Here is a 16,336-nt window from a genome sequence, read left to right as displayed (position 1 = left end):
CTCACTCGGCAAGATGCCACAAGCGAACACGAAACGCATGGGGAGCAGGATGGGCGAGTGGATCGGCGTTGCGATTGCACTGGTCTCGAGTTGCCTCGGCGGTACGGCGGCGGCGATCACGCGCTATTTGGCTGGTAACGCCGACCCGATCACGCTGGCGATCCTGCGCTGGGCGATCGGCTTTCTCTGCGTGCTCCCGGCCGCGGTCCTGCTCGGCGCGAAATGGCCGCGGCGCGAGGATTGGCCTGCGGTCATCGCGCTCGGCATTGCCTTCTTCGGGGTGTTCTTCGTGCTCTATAATCTTGCGATGTCCTACACGACGGCGGCGCGCGCCAGCCTTGCGCTGGCGACCTTGCCGCTCTCCACCATGGTGGTCGGCGCCTTGCTCGGCATCGAGCCGCTGACGATGCGCAAATCGGTCGGGGTCTCGATCGCGGTGCTCGGCGTGGCGGCCGCGCTGGCCTCCGGGCTGTCGGCGGCGCCGCCGGGCGCGTGGCGCGGCGAATTGATCATGGCCGCCGCGGTGCTCTGCATGGCGTTCGACAACGTGCTGTCGCGACCGTTCATCCGCCGCTCCAGCGCGCTCGGCTTCCTCGCTGTGGGCATGGGCGCGGGGGCGGCCGCGCTGGTGGCGGTCGGGATCTTCACCGGCAGCCTGGCGATCCTGCGCGATTTCGGCACGTCGCAGTGGATCGCGGGGCTCTATCTCGGTATCGCCGGCGGCGCGCTGGCCTTCATCCTGTGGGTGCTGGCGCTGGAGCGGGCATCGCCGACCCGCGTTGCCAGCACCATGACGGTCAATCCGATTGCCGCAGGCCTGCTCGCCAAGCAACTGGTCGGGGAGCCGATCACGGTCAATCTGGTCGTTGGTCTGATCGCGGTATTCGCCGGAATCTGGATCGCGACGTCGGAGACCAAACCGGCGTGATCAGCTGCGCGGGGCTGATGGCGCGGTCGGCGGCGGGCCGGGCACGTGCTTCGGTTTCAGCGTGCCGGCGTAGAACGACAGGGTGAAGATCAGGATGAGGCCGGCAAGATAGACCCCATAGGATTGCGGCGGGGTGATCGCCCATTGCATGAAGCGTCGGATTGGATTTGGCGGGCTGGCATCATTGTCCATGCGCTCTTGTGCGCGAAGGCCGCAGCAAAGGGAAGCGGGAATCTCAGGCTTCTGCGGCGGTGTTCCGCGCGAAATGGTGAGGCGGGCGGCCTTGCAATGCTGCATTGGCGTCCGCATCTGTCACGCGACGACCAGCCCTTCCTCCCGCACCAATTGCCCGGCATAATCCAAAGTATGGAACTGACGCCCCGTTTGCGCCTCATGAATTGGTTGGTCCGCCAGGGCCTGACCGGCCTGCCGGAAAACGACCTGCTGCGCGGCTTCTGCGAGCGCTGCCGGGCCGCCGGCATGCCGCTGTCGCGGGCGATAGTGTTCATCGACACCCTGCATCCGATCTTCGAGGGACGCGGTTTCCGCTGGAACGACGGCGAGAGCAACGAGGCCGACATCTTCGAATACGGCTCGACCAGCAGCGGCGAAGCCAGTCAGAATTGGCGGCGGTCGGCCTTCTACCACATGCTCGAAAACGGCCGTGACGAGATGGTAATCGATCTCACCGGCGCGCACGATTTTTCGATGATCGGCGACCTTGCCGAGAAGGGCCACAAGCACTTCGCCGCGTTCGTGCATCGCTTCGGCGAAGCCGGTACGATCGGCGAGATGGACTGCTTCTACTCCTACTACACCACCCGCCGTTCGGACGGGTTCGATGCCAACCACATGGCGGCGCTGCGCGACCTGGTGCCGGTGCTCGGGCTCGCGATCAAATCGGCGGCGCAGGTCGAGATCGCCCGCACGCTCGGGCGGGTCTATCTCGGCCGCGAGACGGCGGAGCAGGTGCTGCGCGGGCGCATGCAGCGCGGCATCACCGAGAAGATCAAGGCCGTGCTGTGGTACTCCGACGTGCGCGGCTCGACCGCGATCAGCGAGCGCATCGGCCCGGACGAGATCATCCCGTTCCTCAACGACTACGCGCAGGCCTCGATCGACGCGATCCATGACGCCGGCGGCGAGGTGCTGAAGCTGATCGGCGACGGCGTGCTGGCGATGTTCACCAGCGAGAACATGGCCGGCGCCAGGCGCGCGGCGCTGCGGGCCGAGCACAGATTCCGTCACAACATGCGGGTGCTGAACGACCGCCGCGAGAACGAGGGGCGGCCGACCACATCAGCTTATGTCGGGCTCCATGTCGGCGAAGTCTTCTACGGCAACATCGGCAGCGAGGACCGGCTCGATTTCACGGTGGTCGGGCCCGCCGTCAACGAGGTCAGCCGGATCGCCTCGATGTGCGCCTCGGTCGATCGGGAATTGCTGACCTCGACCGACTTTCGCACCGGGCTCGACGCCGCCGGCCGCAACTATCTGGTCTCCACCGGCCGCTTCGTGCTGCGCGGGATCGGCCACGCGCAAGATCTCTACACACTGGATCCGGCCGTTGCCGCCGACGAGGTCGTCGGCGGCAAATACGAGCGTTATCTGGCGAGCTGATCAGCAGCGCACCGGCTCGCCGACCATGTCGGGCTGCCGCCTCAACGACACCGCAGGCGACATCAGGATCACCAGCGCCTGGGCGGCGAAGATCACGGCCGCGAGGTAGAGGCAGGCTTCGGCGCCGTAGAGGCCGCCGACGATGGCGCCGAGCGCTGAGCCGAGCGAGCGGGCGCCGTAGCTCATGATGTTGATTGCCGAGACGCGGCCGAGCAGCGACGGCGGCGTCACCGATTGCCGCAGCGTGGTGGTCGAGATCACCCACAGGATCGGGCCGACGCCGAGCAGGAAGAAGCTGAGGCCGGCGAGCAGCGGTGTCGGAAACCACGTCGTCAGCGCCATCACGGCCGCCGCGATGAAGCCGGTGACGGGGCCGAGCCCGATCACGGTGCCGAACGCCAGCCGCTTCATCACCCGCGTTGCGAACAGCGCGCCGACCACCATGCCGACCCCGTACATCGCAAGCGTCGTGCCAACCCCGGTGGCGCTGAGCGCGAGATGGCGCACCGCATAGGGCACGAACACGGCGAGCAGCAGGAACGATGCGGTGTTGAAGATGAACTGGGTGATGAACACCGGCCGCAGCAAAGCGTGGTGCATCACGAAGGCCGCGCCTTCCTTGATGTCCTGCATCGGATGGCGCCGCGGCGCGGGCGGACGCGCCGGTTCGTAGATGCCGGCGAGCAGCACGACCGCGATCGCCGACAGCGCCGCGGCGAAGCCGAATGCAGGCGCAGCACCAACCCAGCCGACCAGCACGCCGCCGAGTGCAGGGCCGCTGGCAAAGGCGACGGTGCGCGCCAGCTCGATGCGGGCATTGGCGGCCGGCAATTGCTGTGACGTCACCAGCGACGGGACCAGCGCGGGCGCTGCGACGCTGTAGGCGACCGTGCCGCAGACCGCGATGAAGCCGAGCAGAGCGAGCAGCGGCAGCGTCATCAGGCCGAGCCACAACAGCAGCAGGATCGCGGCGAGTGCGGCCGCGCGCAGCGCCTCGGAGCCGGCCATCACCCAGCGCCGCGACACGCGGTCGGCCAACAGGCCGGCGGGGATCGCAAACAGGATGAAGGGCAGCGTCAGCGCGGTCTGCAGCAGGCCGGTCTGGCCTTCGCCGACGCCGAGCAGCAGCACGGCGACGATGGGCGCAGCCGCAAGCGCGATCTGCTCGGCCGATTGCGCGGCGAGGTTGGACCAGGCGAGGCGATTGAAGGTGGCCGGCAGGCGAGGCGCATCGGCGGACATGGCAGAATCCTTGGGGACATTCGATCCGGCCATAGTGTGGGGTTGGAACACGTCCGGTCCCACCCGTTTCCCGACAACGCCAAAACAAAGGCCCGCCGGGAAAGGCGGGCCTGGTCGCTGATGTCAGCGCGCGGTCACGTCATTGCGGCGTGGGACCAGCGGCGAGTTGCCCGGTGATGGTGCCAACCAATGTGGCAGGCCGGCTGTCGGCGCCGGTCGAAGGCACTGAGGCGACCTCGGCCTTGCGCTGCGCCAGCGCGCTGGTCAGGCTGGTGAGCGCGTCGGGGCCGGCTGGAAAGCCGGCCTCGGAGAGGATCTTGTCGATATCGGCTTGAACGCCGAAACCGACAGCAACTGCGCGGCAAGGCCGTCGCCGAGCCCGAGGCCGCCATTGCCATTGGCGTGGCCGTTAGCGCCGCTGCGGCCGAGCAGGCTGCCGGTGTCGAAGATCCGGATGTCGGAGATCTTCTCGATCGGCTTCACCGCCTCGGCGAGTGCACTCGGGATCACATTGATCCGCGCGAGGTTGAGATCGTAGTCGATCATCTCGGCGCTTAGCTTGTTGCGTGCTTCGGCCTTCAATGTTGCGACCTCGGCTTCGGCCTGGCCGAGCGCCTTGACGCCGGCGGCGCGGGTGGTGGCAGCATTGGCGTCGGCTTTCGCCAGCACATTGGTGGCCTCAGCCTTGTTGGCCGCTGCCTGCTTCTCGGCTTCCGCCATCACGGTGATCGGCATCGCGTCGGTTTCGGCGGCCTTGCGCGCCGCGATCACGTTGATGATCTTGTCACGCTCGGCGATCTCGGTGGCGCGGGCGGTGGTGACCTTTTCCTCGGCTGAGATCGCGACCGCACGCGCGGTCTCGGCGATGGTCTGGGCCTCCGACTGCTCCTTGCTCTTGGCCGCGACCGCGATCGCGCTTTCCTGCGCGACGATCTGAAGGTCGCGCTCCATTTCGGTGTTGCGGCGCTTGACCGCGAGATCGGCCTCGATCTTGCGGGTATCGCGGGCCTGGTTGGCCTCGGTCTGCTTGTTGGCGACCGCGAGTTCCTGCTGGATGCGGTATTCGGCTTCGTTCTGCAACGCGGTCTGTTCGACCTGCGCCGTCTGTGCGCGCATTGCAGCCGTCTTGTTGGCGATGTCGCGCTGCTGGGCGAGCTCGGCCTCGCGCTTGGTGCTTTCGATCGTCAGCGTGGTCTGCCGCGCCACCAGGTCCTGCTGGGCGATATTGACCTCGGTGGTGCGGACGATCTGGTTGCGCTCCTGCTCGCGCTCCTTGGTGATCTTGGTCAGCGTGGTGAGACCGTGGGCGTCAAAGAAATTGCTCGGGTTGAAATGCTTGATGTCGCTCTGGTCGAGCCTCGTCAGCGACACCGATTCAAGCTCGAGGCCGTTATTCTGGATGTCGGCGCCGACCGCGTCCTGCACCGCCTTGACGAAGGTCGCGCGCTGCTCCTGAAGCTCCTCGAGGTTCATGGTTGCTGCGACCGAGCGCAGGCCGTCGACGAATTTGGCTTCGACCAGCTCGCGCAACTCGGCCGCGTCATTGGTGCGGTTGCCGAGCGTCTGCGCGGCGAGCGCGATCGACGAACTGTCCGGTTTGACCCGGAGATAGAACTCGGCGCCGATGTCGACGCGCATGCGGTCCTTGGTGATCAGCGAGTCCGGGCCGCCGCGCGCGACCTCGAGCCGCAACGTCTTCAGGTTCACCGCGGCGGTGGAGTGGAAGATCGGCAGCACGAGCGAGCCGCCGTCGAGCACCACCTTCTGGCCGCCGAGGCCGGTGCGGACATAGGCCTCGTCGCGTGTCGAGCGCTTGTAAAGTTTTGCGAAAAGCAGGCCAATGACGAGGATAGCGAGGACGCCAATGGCGACGGGTACAGCAAGTTCCCACATATGTTATGCCCTGTTCGAAGATTGTTGTTGTTCAATGAGGTCGGCGGGAGCGGCAATCGCGATGAAGCTCTTGGCGTCGCGGTCGACCAGCAGCACGCTTGCGCCGACCGGCAACGCCCCGGAATCAGGGCTGGCACGCGCCGACACGGTGTGCCAGTTGCCGAAGACATCCTTGAGACGGACCCTGCCGGGCAGGCCCTGATCGAGCGGGCCGACCGACACGGTTGCGACCTTGCCGACAAAGTCGCTGTCGTTGACCGCGTAGCTCTCGTCGCGTGGAATGATGCGGGCGAGGCCGCGGCTGGTATTTCTAATCACCGGGATGCTGCCTGCGGCGGCAAGCACCGCGGCAAGCGAGACCGGGATCGCGGTGCCTGCCGCATGCGCCAGGCCCTGAAGCAGGAAGCCTCCGATCGAGAATATGCCGAGTATCAGGATGATCAGGATCAGGAGGGGAAGCCGTCCGGCGTTGATCCAGAGAAACAGGCCACTGAGAGCATTGTGGCTCTCGGCCTCGACCGCGAAATCCTTGCCGATGAGTTCGCTGATCGAAAGTCCGACCATGGTGGTCAGCAGCTCGATGCCGCCAAGTGCCACCATGATCGCAGCCGCGACCGCGAACGGCCGCACGTCGGGGGCGAGCAGGATGTCGCCAACTGCACTCATTTTTCTGACTTGATCCTTTCAAGCCGCGCCGCGATTTCCTTTTCGCGGTGCAAGCGATCGAGTTCGTCAAGCTCCTTGTCGCCGAGCACGCTGGAGGCGGGGACACCGGTGACCCGGGCGATCGCCGCCATGGCACGCTCAGCACTCAATGTATTGGTCGTCGATGGACCCCGGCTGGTTTCGTCCTTGGCCTCGCGCAGCAGGCTTTGTTCGAGATCGGTTAATCGTGCTTCCGCCTCGCGCCGCGCGCCGAGCATGGCCTGCAGCGCCTTGGTCTGCTCGTCGATTTCGAGCTCGATGAAATCCATCGCGCGTTCCAGCGCGATCACCTGCGACTCCAGATCAATTTGCCGTGCGACGCCGGCGCGCGCGAGATCCTCGCGATTTTCCGCAAGTGCGAGACGAATCTTCTCGTTCAGACCAGCCGTTTCGGTATCCAGTTCTTCGCGTCGCTTCTTCAACCGGAATTCTTCGGCGCGCGATTTGCCGAGCGCATAGCGCGCCTCGTCGGCGCCGGCGTCGATCTCGCGGATCGCCTGCTTGACCAGCGCGACCTTGTTGTTGCTCTCGACATTGTCGATGGTCTGGCTCGCGATGGCGGCAAGAAGCCGGCCCATGCGCGCAAGGATGCCTTCGTGAAGCATGGTCATCTCCTCCGGTTGTGCAGATTTCGATTTGACGGCGATGTGGATTTCGTAGCCGCGTCCGTCCGAGATCAAATGCGCCGGGAAGGGGCTTTCCCAGCCCGAGACATATCCCGGCACGTCGAACGGCACCAACACGCGCCCGCTGACAGTGCTGATGGTCAGTGAAGTTGGACCCTTGATCGCGAACAACTTGTCGTCGAGCGGTATCCGGCGGACGGCGGTATCGGCGACGTAATTGGCGCGGTCGCGCAGGCCGAGGGTCACCAGCCGGGCGGGCAGGCCGGTCTCCTTGCGGATCCTCTCGTAGGCCTGGGCGTGCAGCGCGACGAGGTTGGCCCCGACCGGGGCGACCTCGGCGAGGATCGCCATCATCCGGTCGTAGGCCGCAAAGGTCGCCTCGATCGCCTCGATGCCCGATGGGTCGGGGGCGAGGGCGTAGCGCAGCGTTGCGGTCGGCGTCTCGACAGGCAGCTTGATCATGCAGATAACGTAAAGCACTTCCTCAGTACTTTACAAGCGGCATGGCTGCTATCATTTTCGTGAGCCCAGATGCAGTTGCAAATGAGTTGCAATAACGAGTGAGTTCGGCCATCTTGGCACGATGGACGCTCGGACTCCTGAAATGCCTTCCGTTTCCCTTCCCGCCACCGTGCCAGGAGGCTGGCGCGGCGACGCCGGTCATGTACGCAGCCTGCCGGAGGTGAACGCGACCGTCGCGGTGCCCACCGGCGGCCTGTGGTGGCGGCGGCTCCTGGCCTTCGCAGGACCCGGCTATCTGGTCTCGGTCGGCTATATGGACCCCGGCAACTGGGCCACCGATATCGCCGGCGGATCGAAGTTTGGCTACACGCTGCTGTCGGTCATCCTGCTCTCGAACCTGATGGCGATCCTGCTGCAGGCACTCGCGGCAAGGCTCGGCATCGCCACCGATCGCGATCTCGCCCAGGCCTGCCGCGCCACCTATTCCCGGCCGGTGAATTTCGTGCTCTGGCTCGCCTGCGAGGCCGCGATCATCGCCTGCGACCTCGCCGAGGTGATCGGCACTGCAATCGCGCTGAAGTTGTTGTTCGGTATTCCCCTGATCGGCGGCGCGCTGCTCGCGGCGCTCGACGCGTTCCTGCTGCTGCTCCTGATGAACCGCGGCTTTCGCTTCCTCGAAGCCTTCGTGATCGCGCTGTTGATCGTGATCGCGGTCTGCTTCGTGGTCCAGATCGCCGCCGCCGCGCCGCCGATTGCCGGCGTGATCGGCGGCTTCATGCCGTCGCGCGAGATCGTCACCAATCCGGAGATGCTCTACATCGCGATCGGCATCATCGGCGCCACCGTGATGCCGCATAACCTCTATCTGCACTCCTCGATCGTGCAGACCCGCGCCTATCCGCGCACCGAGGAGGGGCGGCGCGACGCGATCAAATGGGCGACCACCGACTCCACCATCGCGCTGATGCTGGCGCTGTTCGTCAATGCCGCGATCCTGGTGCTGGCGGCCGCGACCTTCCACAAGAGCGGCCATTCCGATGTCGCCGAAATCGATCAGGCGTTCGAGCTGCTGTCGCCGCTGCTCGGACTCGGCATCGCCTCGACGCTGTTTGCCGTGGCGCTGCTCGCGTCCGGCCTCAACTCGACGGTGACGGCGACGCTGGCCGGCCAGATCGTGATGCAGGGCTTTCTGAACCTGCGGATGCCCAACTGGGCGCAGCGGGTGGTGACGCGCGGCATCGCGATCGTCCCGGTCATCGTGGTCGCCGCGCTCTATGGCGAGAGCGGCACCGCGCAGCTTTTGGTGTTCAGCCAGGTGGTGCTGTCGATGCAGCTGCCGTTCGCGGTGATCCCGCTGGTGCGCTTCGTGTCCGACAAGCGCAAGATGGGCACGTTCGCGATTTCGCTGCCGGTCGCGGTGACGGCCTGGATCGTCGCCGGGCTGATCGTGATCCTCAACGTGAAGCTGCTGATCGATACGTTCTTCGGCACCTAGAGCGTCTGACGCGCCAGAGCGTTTTCAAGCGAAGTGGACGCCGGTTCGCGTGAAGAAAACGCGTCAAAACAAGAATCTAGAGCTTCGGTTCTGATTCAATCAGAACCAAAAATGCTCTAGTCCTGCGGCTCGGCCAGCGCTTCACCCGTGGCATCGACGCGCAGCCAACCGCTTGGCGCGAGCCGCTGCTGCGGCAGGAAGCGGCCCTTGTAGTCCATCTTCTTCGAGCCCTCGATCCAGTAGCCGAGATAGACGTAGGGCAGGCCCTGGCGGCGGGCGCGGGCGATATGATCGAGGATCATGAAGGTGCCGAGCGAGCGGCTTTCCAGCCCCGGCTCGAAGAACGAATAGACCATCGACAGCCCGTCGCTGAGCACGTCGGTCAGCGCCACCGCCATCAGCTCGTCGCCGCGGCCGGTGATGCCGCTGTCGGCGTTGCGTTTGCGGTACTCGATGATCCGGGTCTCGACATGGCTGTCCTCGACCATCATCGCGTAGTCGAGCACCGTCATGTCGGCCATGCCGCCGTTGCGGTGGCGGCGGTCGAGATAGGCCCGGAACACCGAATATTGCTCTGATGTCGGCACCGCCGTGCGCTGCTCGCCGATGATGTCGGCGTTGCGGGCCAGCACCTTGCGGAAGTTGCGGGAGGGGCGGAATTCATTGGCGACGACCCGGACCGAGACGCAGGCCCGGCAGGCGTCGCAGGCCGGGCGGTAGGCGATCGATTGGCTGCGGCGAAAGCCGCCATGGGTCAGCAAGTCGTTGAGATCGCCCGCTTTGTCGCCGACCAGGTGCGTGAAAACCTTGCGCTCGTGCCGGCCCGGCAGATACGGGCAGGGTGAGGGCGCCGTCAGATAGAACTGGGGGGTATCACGCGAGTGCTGGGTCACGTCAGATCGTCGGGCTCCACAAAAAATACAGGCAGCCGAGTTAGCATCGCCCTCCGGAGGCTAACGGTCAATTGGTTTAGGCGGGCCTAATAATAGGCCCGCGCGGCCGGGCTGACCGGGGTCCGGACCGAGCTGTTGATAACGACGGTTCCGAGGATGATGTCGTGCAACAGCCGGCGGCGGCCGCCGACGAGTCCGATCAGCAGCACCAGCGGCGACAGGAACGAGATCGTCACCCAGAACAGCACCGCATGGGTGGCGCCGAGCACGAAATAACCGCGCGCGCCGTACCAGGTGCGCAGTTCCAGATCCATCATCCGCATGCCGATGGTGGCCGAGTGCTGCCCGCCGATCGAGGCGCCGTAATAGACGATGGCCCAGACGATCGAGGCCGGCGACACCAGCCAGAACAGCGCCCAGCCGAGGCCGAGCGTGACGACGCCGAACACCGCGATGAAGATCACCGCCAGGATCACCGGCACCGCCAGCACGACGAGGTCGATCAGGAACGCGAACACGCGTCGCGTCAGCACGCCGCGGAACAAGTCCGGCTGCACCAGCGGATCGAACGCATGCGGGGGAACGCCGCCATCGTTGCGCCAGGCTTCGTTACGCCAGGTGCCGCCGTCATTGCCATAGGACATGACCAACCTCCGAAGAAAGTCCCGCGCAGGACATGGGAGCAGGAGGCTCGCCTGCCAAGTCCGCGCGAACATTAACTAGCGGAAATAATCAGGCGATTCGGCGGCCGAAAGCGCTCGCCCCGGTGTAGGCTGGAGGTTGTGTGACGGCGGGGGACATATGGGGACTCAAATCGGGTTGCGCTGCCGCTGCGGAGAGGTTCGAGGCGTGGTCACGAACGCGGCACCGACGGCCGTCAATCGCGTCGTCTGCTACTGCGACGACTGCCAGGCCTTCATGCATCGGGTCGGCCGGGCCGATCTGCTCGATGTCCACGGCGGCACAGACATCGTCCAGGTCGCCCCGGCGTCGCTCAGCTTCGTGCAGGGGCATGACAAGATCGCCGGGCTGCGGCTGACGCCCAAGGGGCTGTATCGATGGCACACCACCTGCTGCAATTCGCCGGTGGGCAATTCGCTGACACCTGCCGTCCCGTTCGTCGGAATTGCGGTGCAGGCCTTCGACGGCGGCGCGTCGCGCGTGGACGAGGTTTTCGGCAAGCCAACCGGCGCAATCCTCGGCAAATATGCGATCGGCGAAGCCCCGAAGGGATCGACAGGCTTCAACCCGTCGCTGATCCTGCGCGTGATCGGCAAGGTGTTGGGCTGGCGCCTGCGCGGCAGGACCTGGCCGCATCCGTTCTTCAAGCGCGAGACAAATGCGCCGATCTACCCGCTGACGGTGCTGTCGCAGGGCGAGCGCGATGCGCTGCGCCCGCTGTGCGGTCCACGTCCAACCGCGCCGGCCGGACCCCGTGTAGCGCCGTTTACGATTCCGCCCTGATCTTCTCGGCGGCCTGCGGTGCGAAATAGGTGAGGATGCCGTCGGCGCCGGCGCGCTTGAAGCCGACCAGGCTCTCCATCATCGCGCGCTCGCCGTCGATCCAGCCATTGGCGGCGGCGCCCGCGATCATCGCGTATTCGCCGGACACCTGGTAGACGAAGGTCGGCATCGCGAACGTGTCCTTCACGCGGCGGACGATGTCGAGATAGGGCATGCCCGGCTTCACCATCACCATGTCGGCGCCCTCGGCGATGTCGAGTTCGACCTCGCGCAGCGCCTCGTCGGAATTGGCGCTGTCCATCTGGTAGGTGCGCTTGTCGCCGGTCAGCGTCTTGGCCGAGCCGATCGCGTCGCGGAACGGGCCGTAGAACGCCGAGGCGTATTTCGCCGCATACGACATGATCTGCACGTCGCCAAAACCGTTGTCGTCGAGCGCCTCGCGGATCGCGCCGATGCGGCCGTCCATCATGTCCGACGGCGCGATCACGTCGCAGCCGGCTTCGGCCTGGGTCAGCGCCTGCTTGACCAGTACCGCGACCGTCTCGTCGTTGAGGATCTTGCCGCCTTCGATCAGCCCGTCATGGCCGTGGCTGGTGAAGGGATCGAGCGCGACGTCGCAGAGCACGCCGATATCGGGAAATTCCTTCTTGATCGCGCGCACCGCCTGACAGACCAGATTGTCGGGATTGAGCGCCTCCGAGCCCTGCTCGTCGCGCAGCGACGGCTCGGTGAAGGGGAACAGCGCGATGCAGGGAATATTGAGCTTGGCGGCGCGATCGGCGTCGCGGACGATCTGGTCGACGGTGAGGCGGTCGACGCCCGGCATCGAGGCCACCGGCGTGCGGGTGTTGTGGCCGTCGACCACGAACATCGGCCAGATCAGATCGTTGGTGGTCAGCACGTTCTCGCGCACCAGGCGGCGGGCCCATTCGGTCTTGCGATTGCGGCGCATCCGGATCGTGAGGTCGAGCGAGGGAGAGGCGAGGGCCTCGGTCTGGCGCCGCGGCGCATCGCGCAGTTCGATCGGGCGCCCGAATTTGATCGCCATGTCTTCTCTCCTCGGGGACGGCTGGTCTGGACCTGATATAAGTCCAGTTCTAGCACCTGACAGGGGCGCCGTCATTGCGCCGCTATTGCACCCCTATTGCATCCTTCTTGGCGCCCTTGATTTGCCGCAACGGCAATTGATTTTGCGCGGCTGGCGGGCCAAGACTGCGCCATGAACCCCATTTGGCAGCCGTTCTGCGGCGATTCGGATGTCTGACACCTCTGCACGCGATCAGGCGCGGGACAACGCCATCTCGGTGAACGCGATCTCGTCCGACCGGATCGAGCCGGACGACAATGCGTGGACGCGGCGCCTCGTCATCTTCCTGCGCATCATGGCCGTCGTCTCGGTCGCCAAGGGCCTTTATCACTGGGCCCAGGTGACCGGCTTCGTTGGCGGCGAGGAGGAGGCCTTCGAGAACCAGTCGATGGCCTGGCAGACCGCGACGATCTATTTCGCCGTCATCGAGCTCGTCGCGGCCGTCGGTCTCTGGCTCGCGACACCCTGGGGCGCCGTGGTCTGGCTGACCACTGTCGTCTCGATGGCGGTCATCGAGCTGATGTTTCCCGGCATCTATGGCGGCAGCCTCACCGTGGTCGGGCTCGAGGCCGTGATGCTCGCGGCCTATCTCGCGCTGGCCTGGATGGCGGCGCGCGAACGCCCGCCATAGATCCGCACGCCGCTACGGTGGGATCGACTGTTGCCTCGCGGCGACAGCGCGACGATCAGCTGACGCCGGCTGCCAACATAATGGCAGTCGTGCGCGCAACGAGAAGACAGCGCCATTGGTTCTGCTAGGTGAGTGCCACAGATCGCACCCCTTTCGAGACACCCCATCGCGGGACCGTCTCTGCGGGACCTGCCGTCGGGACCCATTTCACCGGATCTCGGCGCGTGTGCCGGCCGGCTTTGCGCTGGTCGACGGCGGAACCGGTCTGTCCGCGGCAACATTGGCCGGCCGCTTACGCGCATCGCGTGCACATCCCGCGACGTGACCCCGTAAAATTTTCAGAGAATTTTCCGGTAACCGATCGGTCACCGTAAAGGGTTCCCTCATACCCGTTACGCCACCGTTTCGAATTCGAACGAAGCTGTTTCCGAATGTGACAGGGCAGGCAGACGAACCGTGAACAGGGGGCTGCCACCGTCAATGAAAAGTTGCGAAAAGCCCTTGATCCATGGGCTTAATCCACGATTCACTGTCTTAAATTCATGATCTCTTTATTCTCTTATTTAAGCGGATATTCAAACGGCCCCCTTACGTTGGACCTATCAGGCGGGACACAAGTTTCGTCGAAATAAAGTCGATAAAAACGACAAACAGGGGAAGTGTCATGATGAAAGCCGTTGCGACAACGGCGGCGGATGCCGCCGATCGCGCTACCGGTCAAGCTCCGGTGCAGCCGCTCTATCTCGAAGCACTGACTTTGGTGGAGCGGCTGCATCGCCGCCTCCTCGACGTCATCAAGGACGAATTCGACCGCCGCGGCCGCGCCGACATCAATTCGGTGCAGGCGCTGCTCCTCTACAACATCGGCGACAAGGAGCTGACCGCCGGCGAGCTGCGCACCCGCGGTTACTATCTCGGCTCCAACGTCTCCTACAATCTGAAGAAGCTCGTCGAGCTCGGCTTCCTCGATCATCAGCGTTCGCGCGTCGATCGCCGCTCGGTCCGCATTCGCCTGACCCCGCAGGGCCAGGAAGTCCGCAAGATCGTCGATGCGCTCTATCAGAAGCACGTCAAGACGGTCGAGCAGGTCGGCGGCATCTCGAACGAGGAGTTCGCGAGCCTCAACAAGTCGCTGCATCGCCTCGAGCGCTTCTGGACCGACCAGATCCTGTATCGCCTCTGATCCTTCCTTTGTTCGCCTGATGGCCAAGCCGGCCGCCCAGAAGACCGGCAGCCTTCCTCCAGTCAGCGCATCGGTCATGCCCGGCCGATGCGTTTTTCATGCTGCACCTGCGAAAATAAACCTGATACGGCAAGGAACCAAGGCGTTCCCTGAAGCTTATCCCTTGGCCAACAGAAAGGCAGGGATATGCTGGTCGAACGCGGGATCGAGGTGCTGAATGTCGAGGTCGTCGGTGACGCCTACGCGATCGCCTCGAACTATCTGCGCAAATCCGGTGCCATTCCCGACACTTTCGCCACCAATGAGCGGCTGCTCGGCATCATCGTGAAGCTGTTCCAGCGCGGTGAGATGAACCGCCTCCGCCTCGCCAACAAGGCGATCGCGAAGTTCGAGGCCGAGACGCTGGTGGTCGCCTGAGCGTCAACCCGGAGACATCAATGGAAGCCGCGATTGATCGGATCATGCAGACGTATGATCTGCTGCTCAACCGCACGTCCGCTGCGAGCGACGAAGCGCGGGCGAAGGTCACGGAGTACGTGCAGACGCTGTTCGAGGCGGGCGAGCGCGATACGCATCGGCTGACCGTGTGCGGGTTGACCTATTTGCGCCAACTCGACGGCAGCACCGACCATGTGAAGGCCGGGTATACCGGGCTGTAAGGCTAGCTTGGTTTCGCGGACCGTCTTCACGTCATTGCGAGCGAAGCGAAGCAATCCATGTTTCAACGTGGCGATGCGATGGATTGCCTCGTCGCGTTGCTCCTCGCAATGACGGGGTGAGTTTCTGATTCAACTGTCAAACAGCTAGTTCGGTGTCATCACCCGCGAAAGCGGGTGATCCAGTATTCCAGAGACTGGGGTGTTTGAGCCAAGAGGCCGCGGCGTACTGGTCGCCCGGTCCCGTACGCCAAGGCTTCGACGAGGCCATGGATTCTTGGCGCGCCGAAGCTTTAGCGGAGGCGGCGAGGCGGCGAGCCGGCGATGAGAGTTGTGGGTGAGGCCACAGCTCCGCGTTCTCGCGACATGATTTGTCCGAGCCTTGCTTATCGTTTCACCCTCTCTTCAAGCAGAGGGCGCAGCGAAAGCCGGGTGCCGATCGCACCCATGGGCCCCGTGCAATGGTAGAAAGCACGGGGGTAGGACCACAGGTGTAACCGGAAACGCCGGCTTTCCCTGCGCGATGGCTTTACGGCTTACTTCGCGCTCTCCCCGGCGAGACTTGGCTTGCTTGTCACCGCCTTCGCATCACGCCTTCGCGCGTTGCGACGAAACACCTGCCACTAGGGCGTCAGGACCACACGACTTCACCGTCCGCCTCATGCGCGCTCGTTAGTTGCGCAACCTGCGTCCACCGCATCTCACACCGCGTTCGTGACGATCGCGATCCGCCCCTCGATCGGGTGAGACGGGAAATTCATATACCAAGCTTCTCTTCCGGTAAACCGAAATATTTTAGCGCGACGGGATTGACAGCTTTTGCTGAGTTGCCCGTCGGGTTGTTTTGTCGCACGTCGAATAGCTGGGAGGGGCAGACCGGTCGTCCCGCAAGAGCGGGCAACGACGCCGTCGTCGAACGCAAAAGGAATTCAGAACTGAAAGGGTGCAACCGAAACCGCTATCTTTCCGTCTGTTGACTTTTGCACCGTGAACTCGACCTCTTTCGAGGCCTTGATGTTGCCCACAGAGACCGAGATCCCGCCGCTACACTGCACCGTTCGCTTGTCCTTGCTCGTCGCAGTCGTGACGATCTTTTCACCGAGAAGGTATTGCGGTTTCGAATTTTCCGGAGTCGGCTTCGCCGTTGACTCCTTGGCGGCGTAATTGACCAGCGGATTGCGGTGGTCGTCGGAAACGGTCTGGAGCACGGCCTTACGGGTTTCGATTGAATCGCACTCGAGCTGGTCACCGCAACCGCTCAGAACAGCCAGAACCGGAAAACTCAGAAACCAAAGCAATCGTGACGGCATGCCAATTTTCTTGTGTGTGGATGGATGCTTTCCGACAACCGACCCGGAGCAGCATGGTTCCTGCGCTCACCCGACAGCGCGCTCGCAGCGGGCACCTTTCCTCGGCCGCCTCCCTTCCGACAGGAACGCTGATCCTGCCGG

16 protein-coding genes and 1 pseudogene are annotated in these 16,336 nt (G+C 64.5%); 8 read left to right on the top strand and 9 right to left on the bottom strand.

Going from position 1 to position 16,336, the window contains the following annotated elements; all coding sequences use genetic code 11:
• Positions 1-49 precede the first annotated feature (49 nt).
• On the top strand, positions 50-928 hold the full coding sequence (locus HAP48_RS41515) for a DMT family transporter (RefSeq protein WP_166205538.1): 879 nt from the start codon (positions 50-52) through the stop codon (positions 926-928).
• Here HAP48_RS41515 and HAP48_RS41510 read toward each other — a convergent pair whose 3' ends face one another.
• The gene (locus HAP48_RS41510; RefSeq protein ID WP_166205537.1) at positions 929-1,120 is read right to left on the bottom strand and encodes a hypothetical protein; all 192 of its coding nucleotides are present in this window, start codon (positions 1,118-1,120) and stop codon (positions 929-931) included. It abuts the gene before it with no gap.
• Between the two features lie 174 nt (positions 1,121-1,294).
• On the opposite strand from HAP48_RS41510, the gene HAP48_RS41505 reads away from it, so the two are divergent.
• On the top strand, positions 1,295-2,548 hold the full coding sequence (locus tag HAP48_RS41505; protein WP_166205536.1) for an adenylate/guanylate cyclase domain-containing protein: 1,254 nt from the start codon (positions 1,295-1,297) through the stop codon (positions 2,546-2,548).
• On the opposite strand, the gene HAP48_RS41500 is transcribed toward HAP48_RS41505, so the two are convergent.
• The 4 genes and pseudogenes from HAP48_RS41500 to HAP48_RS41485 form a co-directional block, all read right to left on the bottom strand.
• The gene (locus HAP48_RS41500; RefSeq protein ID WP_166205535.1) at positions 2,549-3,790 is read right to left on the bottom strand and encodes an MFS transporter; all 1,242 of its coding nucleotides are present in this window, start codon (positions 3,788-3,790) and stop codon (positions 2,549-2,551) included.
• Between the two features lie 139 nt (positions 3,791-3,929).
• Positions 3,930-5,683, bottom strand: a pseudogene (locus tag HAP48_RS41495) (flotillin family protein).
• A gap of 3 nt (positions 5,684-5,686) precedes the next feature.
• On the bottom strand, positions 5,687-6,349 hold the full coding sequence (locus tag HAP48_RS41490) for an OB-fold-containig protein (RefSeq protein WP_166205534.1): 663 nt from the start codon (positions 6,347-6,349) through the stop codon (positions 5,687-5,689).
• Positions 6,346-7,476 (bottom strand): PspA/IM30 family protein, encoded by a 1,131-nt coding sequence (locus HAP48_RS41485; protein WP_166205533.1) that lies wholly within the window; start codon positions 7,474-7,476, stop codon positions 6,346-6,348. The genes HAP48_RS41490 and HAP48_RS41485 overlap by 4 nt, the downstream gene beginning before the upstream one ends.
• Before the next feature lie 121 nt (positions 7,477-7,597).
• Here HAP48_RS41485 and HAP48_RS41480 point away from each other — a divergent pair, with 121 nt between their 5' ends.
• Positions 7,598-8,971 (top strand): Nramp family divalent metal transporter, encoded by a 1,374-nt coding sequence (locus tag HAP48_RS41480; protein ID WP_166205532.1) that lies wholly within the window; start codon positions 7,598-7,600, stop codon positions 8,969-8,971.
• Positions 8,972-9,087: 116 nt separating this feature from the next.
• Here HAP48_RS41480 and HAP48_RS41475 read toward each other — a convergent pair whose 3' ends face one another.
• Together HAP48_RS41475 and HAP48_RS41470 are read right to left on the bottom strand one after the other, a co-directional pair.
• Entirely contained in the window at positions 9,088-9,864 is a 777-nt protein-coding gene (locus HAP48_RS41475) for an arginyltransferase (protein ID WP_166205531.1), read from the bottom strand.
• Positions 9,865-9,950: 86 nt separating this feature from the next.
• Positions 9,951-10,508, bottom strand: coding sequence for an RDD family protein (locus HAP48_RS41470; RefSeq protein ID WP_166205530.1), 558 nt, complete (start codon positions 10,506-10,508; stop codon positions 9,951-9,953).
• 157 nt (positions 10,509-10,665) lie between these two features.
• On the opposite strand from HAP48_RS41470, the gene HAP48_RS41465 reads away from it, so the two are divergent.
• Positions 10,666-11,328: a DUF6151 family protein gene (locus HAP48_RS41465; RefSeq protein ID WP_166205529.1), complete on the top strand. Its 663-nt coding sequence runs from the start codon at positions 10,666-10,668 to the stop codon at positions 11,326-11,328.
• Here the strand turns inward: HAP48_RS41465 and hemB are convergent.
• Complete coding sequence (hemB, locus tag HAP48_RS41460) at positions 11,312-12,376, bottom strand: porphobilinogen synthase (protein WP_166205528.1); 1,065 nt, start codon at positions 12,374-12,376, stop codon at positions 11,312-11,314. The two genes, HAP48_RS41465 and hemB, sit on opposite strands and share 17 nt — an antisense overlap.
• Before the next feature lie 208 nt (positions 12,377-12,584).
• Here hemB and HAP48_RS41455 point away from each other — a divergent pair, with 208 nt between their 5' ends.
• The 4 genes from HAP48_RS41455 (at position 12,585) to HAP48_RS41440 (ending at position 14,888) form a co-directional block, all read left to right on the top strand.
• Entirely contained in the window at positions 12,585-13,046 is a 462-nt protein-coding gene (locus tag HAP48_RS41455; RefSeq protein WP_166205527.1) for a DUF6163 family protein, read from the top strand.
• A 664-nt stretch (positions 13,047-13,710) separates the two neighbouring features.
• Positions 13,711-14,229, top strand: a complete 519-nt coding sequence (gene ldtR / locus HAP48_RS41450; RefSeq protein WP_018271925.1) for a transcriptional regulator LdtR — start codon at positions 13,711-13,713, stop codon at positions 14,227-14,229.
• Between the two features lie 186 nt (positions 14,230-14,415).
• Positions 14,416-14,646 (top strand): hypothetical protein, encoded by a 231-nt coding sequence (locus HAP48_RS41445; RefSeq protein WP_166205526.1) that lies wholly within the window; start codon positions 14,416-14,418, stop codon positions 14,644-14,646.
• Between the two features lie 20 nt (positions 14,647-14,666).
• A complete protein-coding gene (locus tag HAP48_RS41440) occupies positions 14,667-14,888 on the top strand; it encodes a hypothetical protein (RefSeq protein ID WP_021078384.1) in 222 nt (73 codons plus the stop codon).
• A gap of 926 nt (positions 14,889-15,814) precedes the next feature.
• On the opposite strand, the gene HAP48_RS41435 is transcribed toward HAP48_RS41440, so the two are convergent.
• Entirely contained in the window at positions 15,815-16,195 is a 381-nt protein-coding gene (locus HAP48_RS41435) for a hypothetical protein (RefSeq protein WP_166205525.1), read from the bottom strand.
• Between the last annotated feature and the right edge of the window lie 141 nt (positions 16,196-16,336).

Source organism: Bradyrhizobium septentrionale, from assembly GCF_011516645.4.
Lineage (GTDB): Bacteria > Pseudomonadota > Alphaproteobacteria > Rhizobiales > Xanthobacteraceae > Bradyrhizobium > Bradyrhizobium septentrionale.
Note: the sequence above shows the minus strand (reverse complement) of the source record. Positions and strands in the feature narration are given on the sequence as shown.

What these genes read in the sequence shown, in the direction of transcription:
- HAP48_RS41510 (WP_166205537.1), bottom strand. Translation starts at nt 1,120, where the DNA reads ATGGACAATGATGCCAGCCCGCCAAATCCAATCCGACGCTTCATGCAA.
- HAP48_RS41505 (WP_166205536.1), top strand. Translation starts at nt 1,295, where the DNA reads ATGGAACTGACGCCCCGTTTGCGCCTCATGAATTGGTTGGTCCGCCAG.
- HAP48_RS41445 (WP_166205526.1), top strand. Translation starts at nt 14,416, where the DNA reads ATGCTGGTCGAACGCGGGATCGAGGTGCTGAATGTCGAGGTCGTCGGT.
- HAP48_RS41465 (WP_166205529.1), top strand. Translation starts at nt 10,666, where the DNA reads ATGGGGACTCAAATCGGGTTGCGCTGCCGCTGCGGAGAGGTTCGAGGC.
- HAP48_RS41500 (WP_166205535.1), bottom strand. Translation starts at nt 3,790, where the DNA reads ATGTCCGCCGATGCGCCTCGCCTGCCGGCCACCTTCAATCGCCTCGCC.
- HAP48_RS41515 (WP_166205538.1), top strand. Translation starts at nt 50, where the DNA reads ATGGGCGAGTGGATCGGCGTTGCGATTGCACTGGTCTCGAGTTGCCTC.
- ldtR (WP_018271925.1), top strand. Translation starts at nt 13,711, where the DNA reads ATGATGAAAGCCGTTGCGACAACGGCGGCGGATGCCGCCGATCGCGCT.
- HAP48_RS41480 (WP_166205532.1), top strand. Translation starts at nt 7,598, where the DNA reads ATGGACGCTCGGACTCCTGAAATGCCTTCCGTTTCCCTTCCCGCCACC.
- hemB (WP_166205528.1), bottom strand. Translation starts at nt 12,376, where the DNA reads ATGGCGATCAAATTCGGGCGCCCGATCGAACTGCGCGATGCGCCGCGG.
- HAP48_RS41440 (WP_021078384.1), top strand. Translation starts at nt 14,667, where the DNA reads ATGGAAGCCGCGATTGATCGGATCATGCAGACGTATGATCTGCTGCTC.
- HAP48_RS41435 (WP_166205525.1), bottom strand. Translation starts at nt 16,195, where the DNA reads ATGCCGTCACGATTGCTTTGGTTTCTGAGTTTTCCGGTTCTGGCTGTT.
- HAP48_RS41490 (WP_166205534.1), bottom strand. Translation starts at nt 6,349, where the DNA reads ATGAGTGCAGTTGGCGACATCCTGCTCGCCCCCGACGTGCGGCCGTTC.
- HAP48_RS41455 (WP_166205527.1), top strand. Translation starts at nt 12,585, where the DNA reads ATGTCTGACACCTCTGCACGCGATCAGGCGCGGGACAACGCCATCTCG.
- HAP48_RS41470 (WP_166205530.1), bottom strand. Translation starts at nt 10,508, where the DNA reads ATGTCCTATGGCAATGACGGCGGCACCTGGCGTAACGAAGCCTGGCGC.
- HAP48_RS41485 (WP_166205533.1), bottom strand. Translation starts at nt 7,476, where the DNA reads ATGATCAAGCTGCCTGTCGAGACGCCGACCGCAACGCTGCGCTACGCC.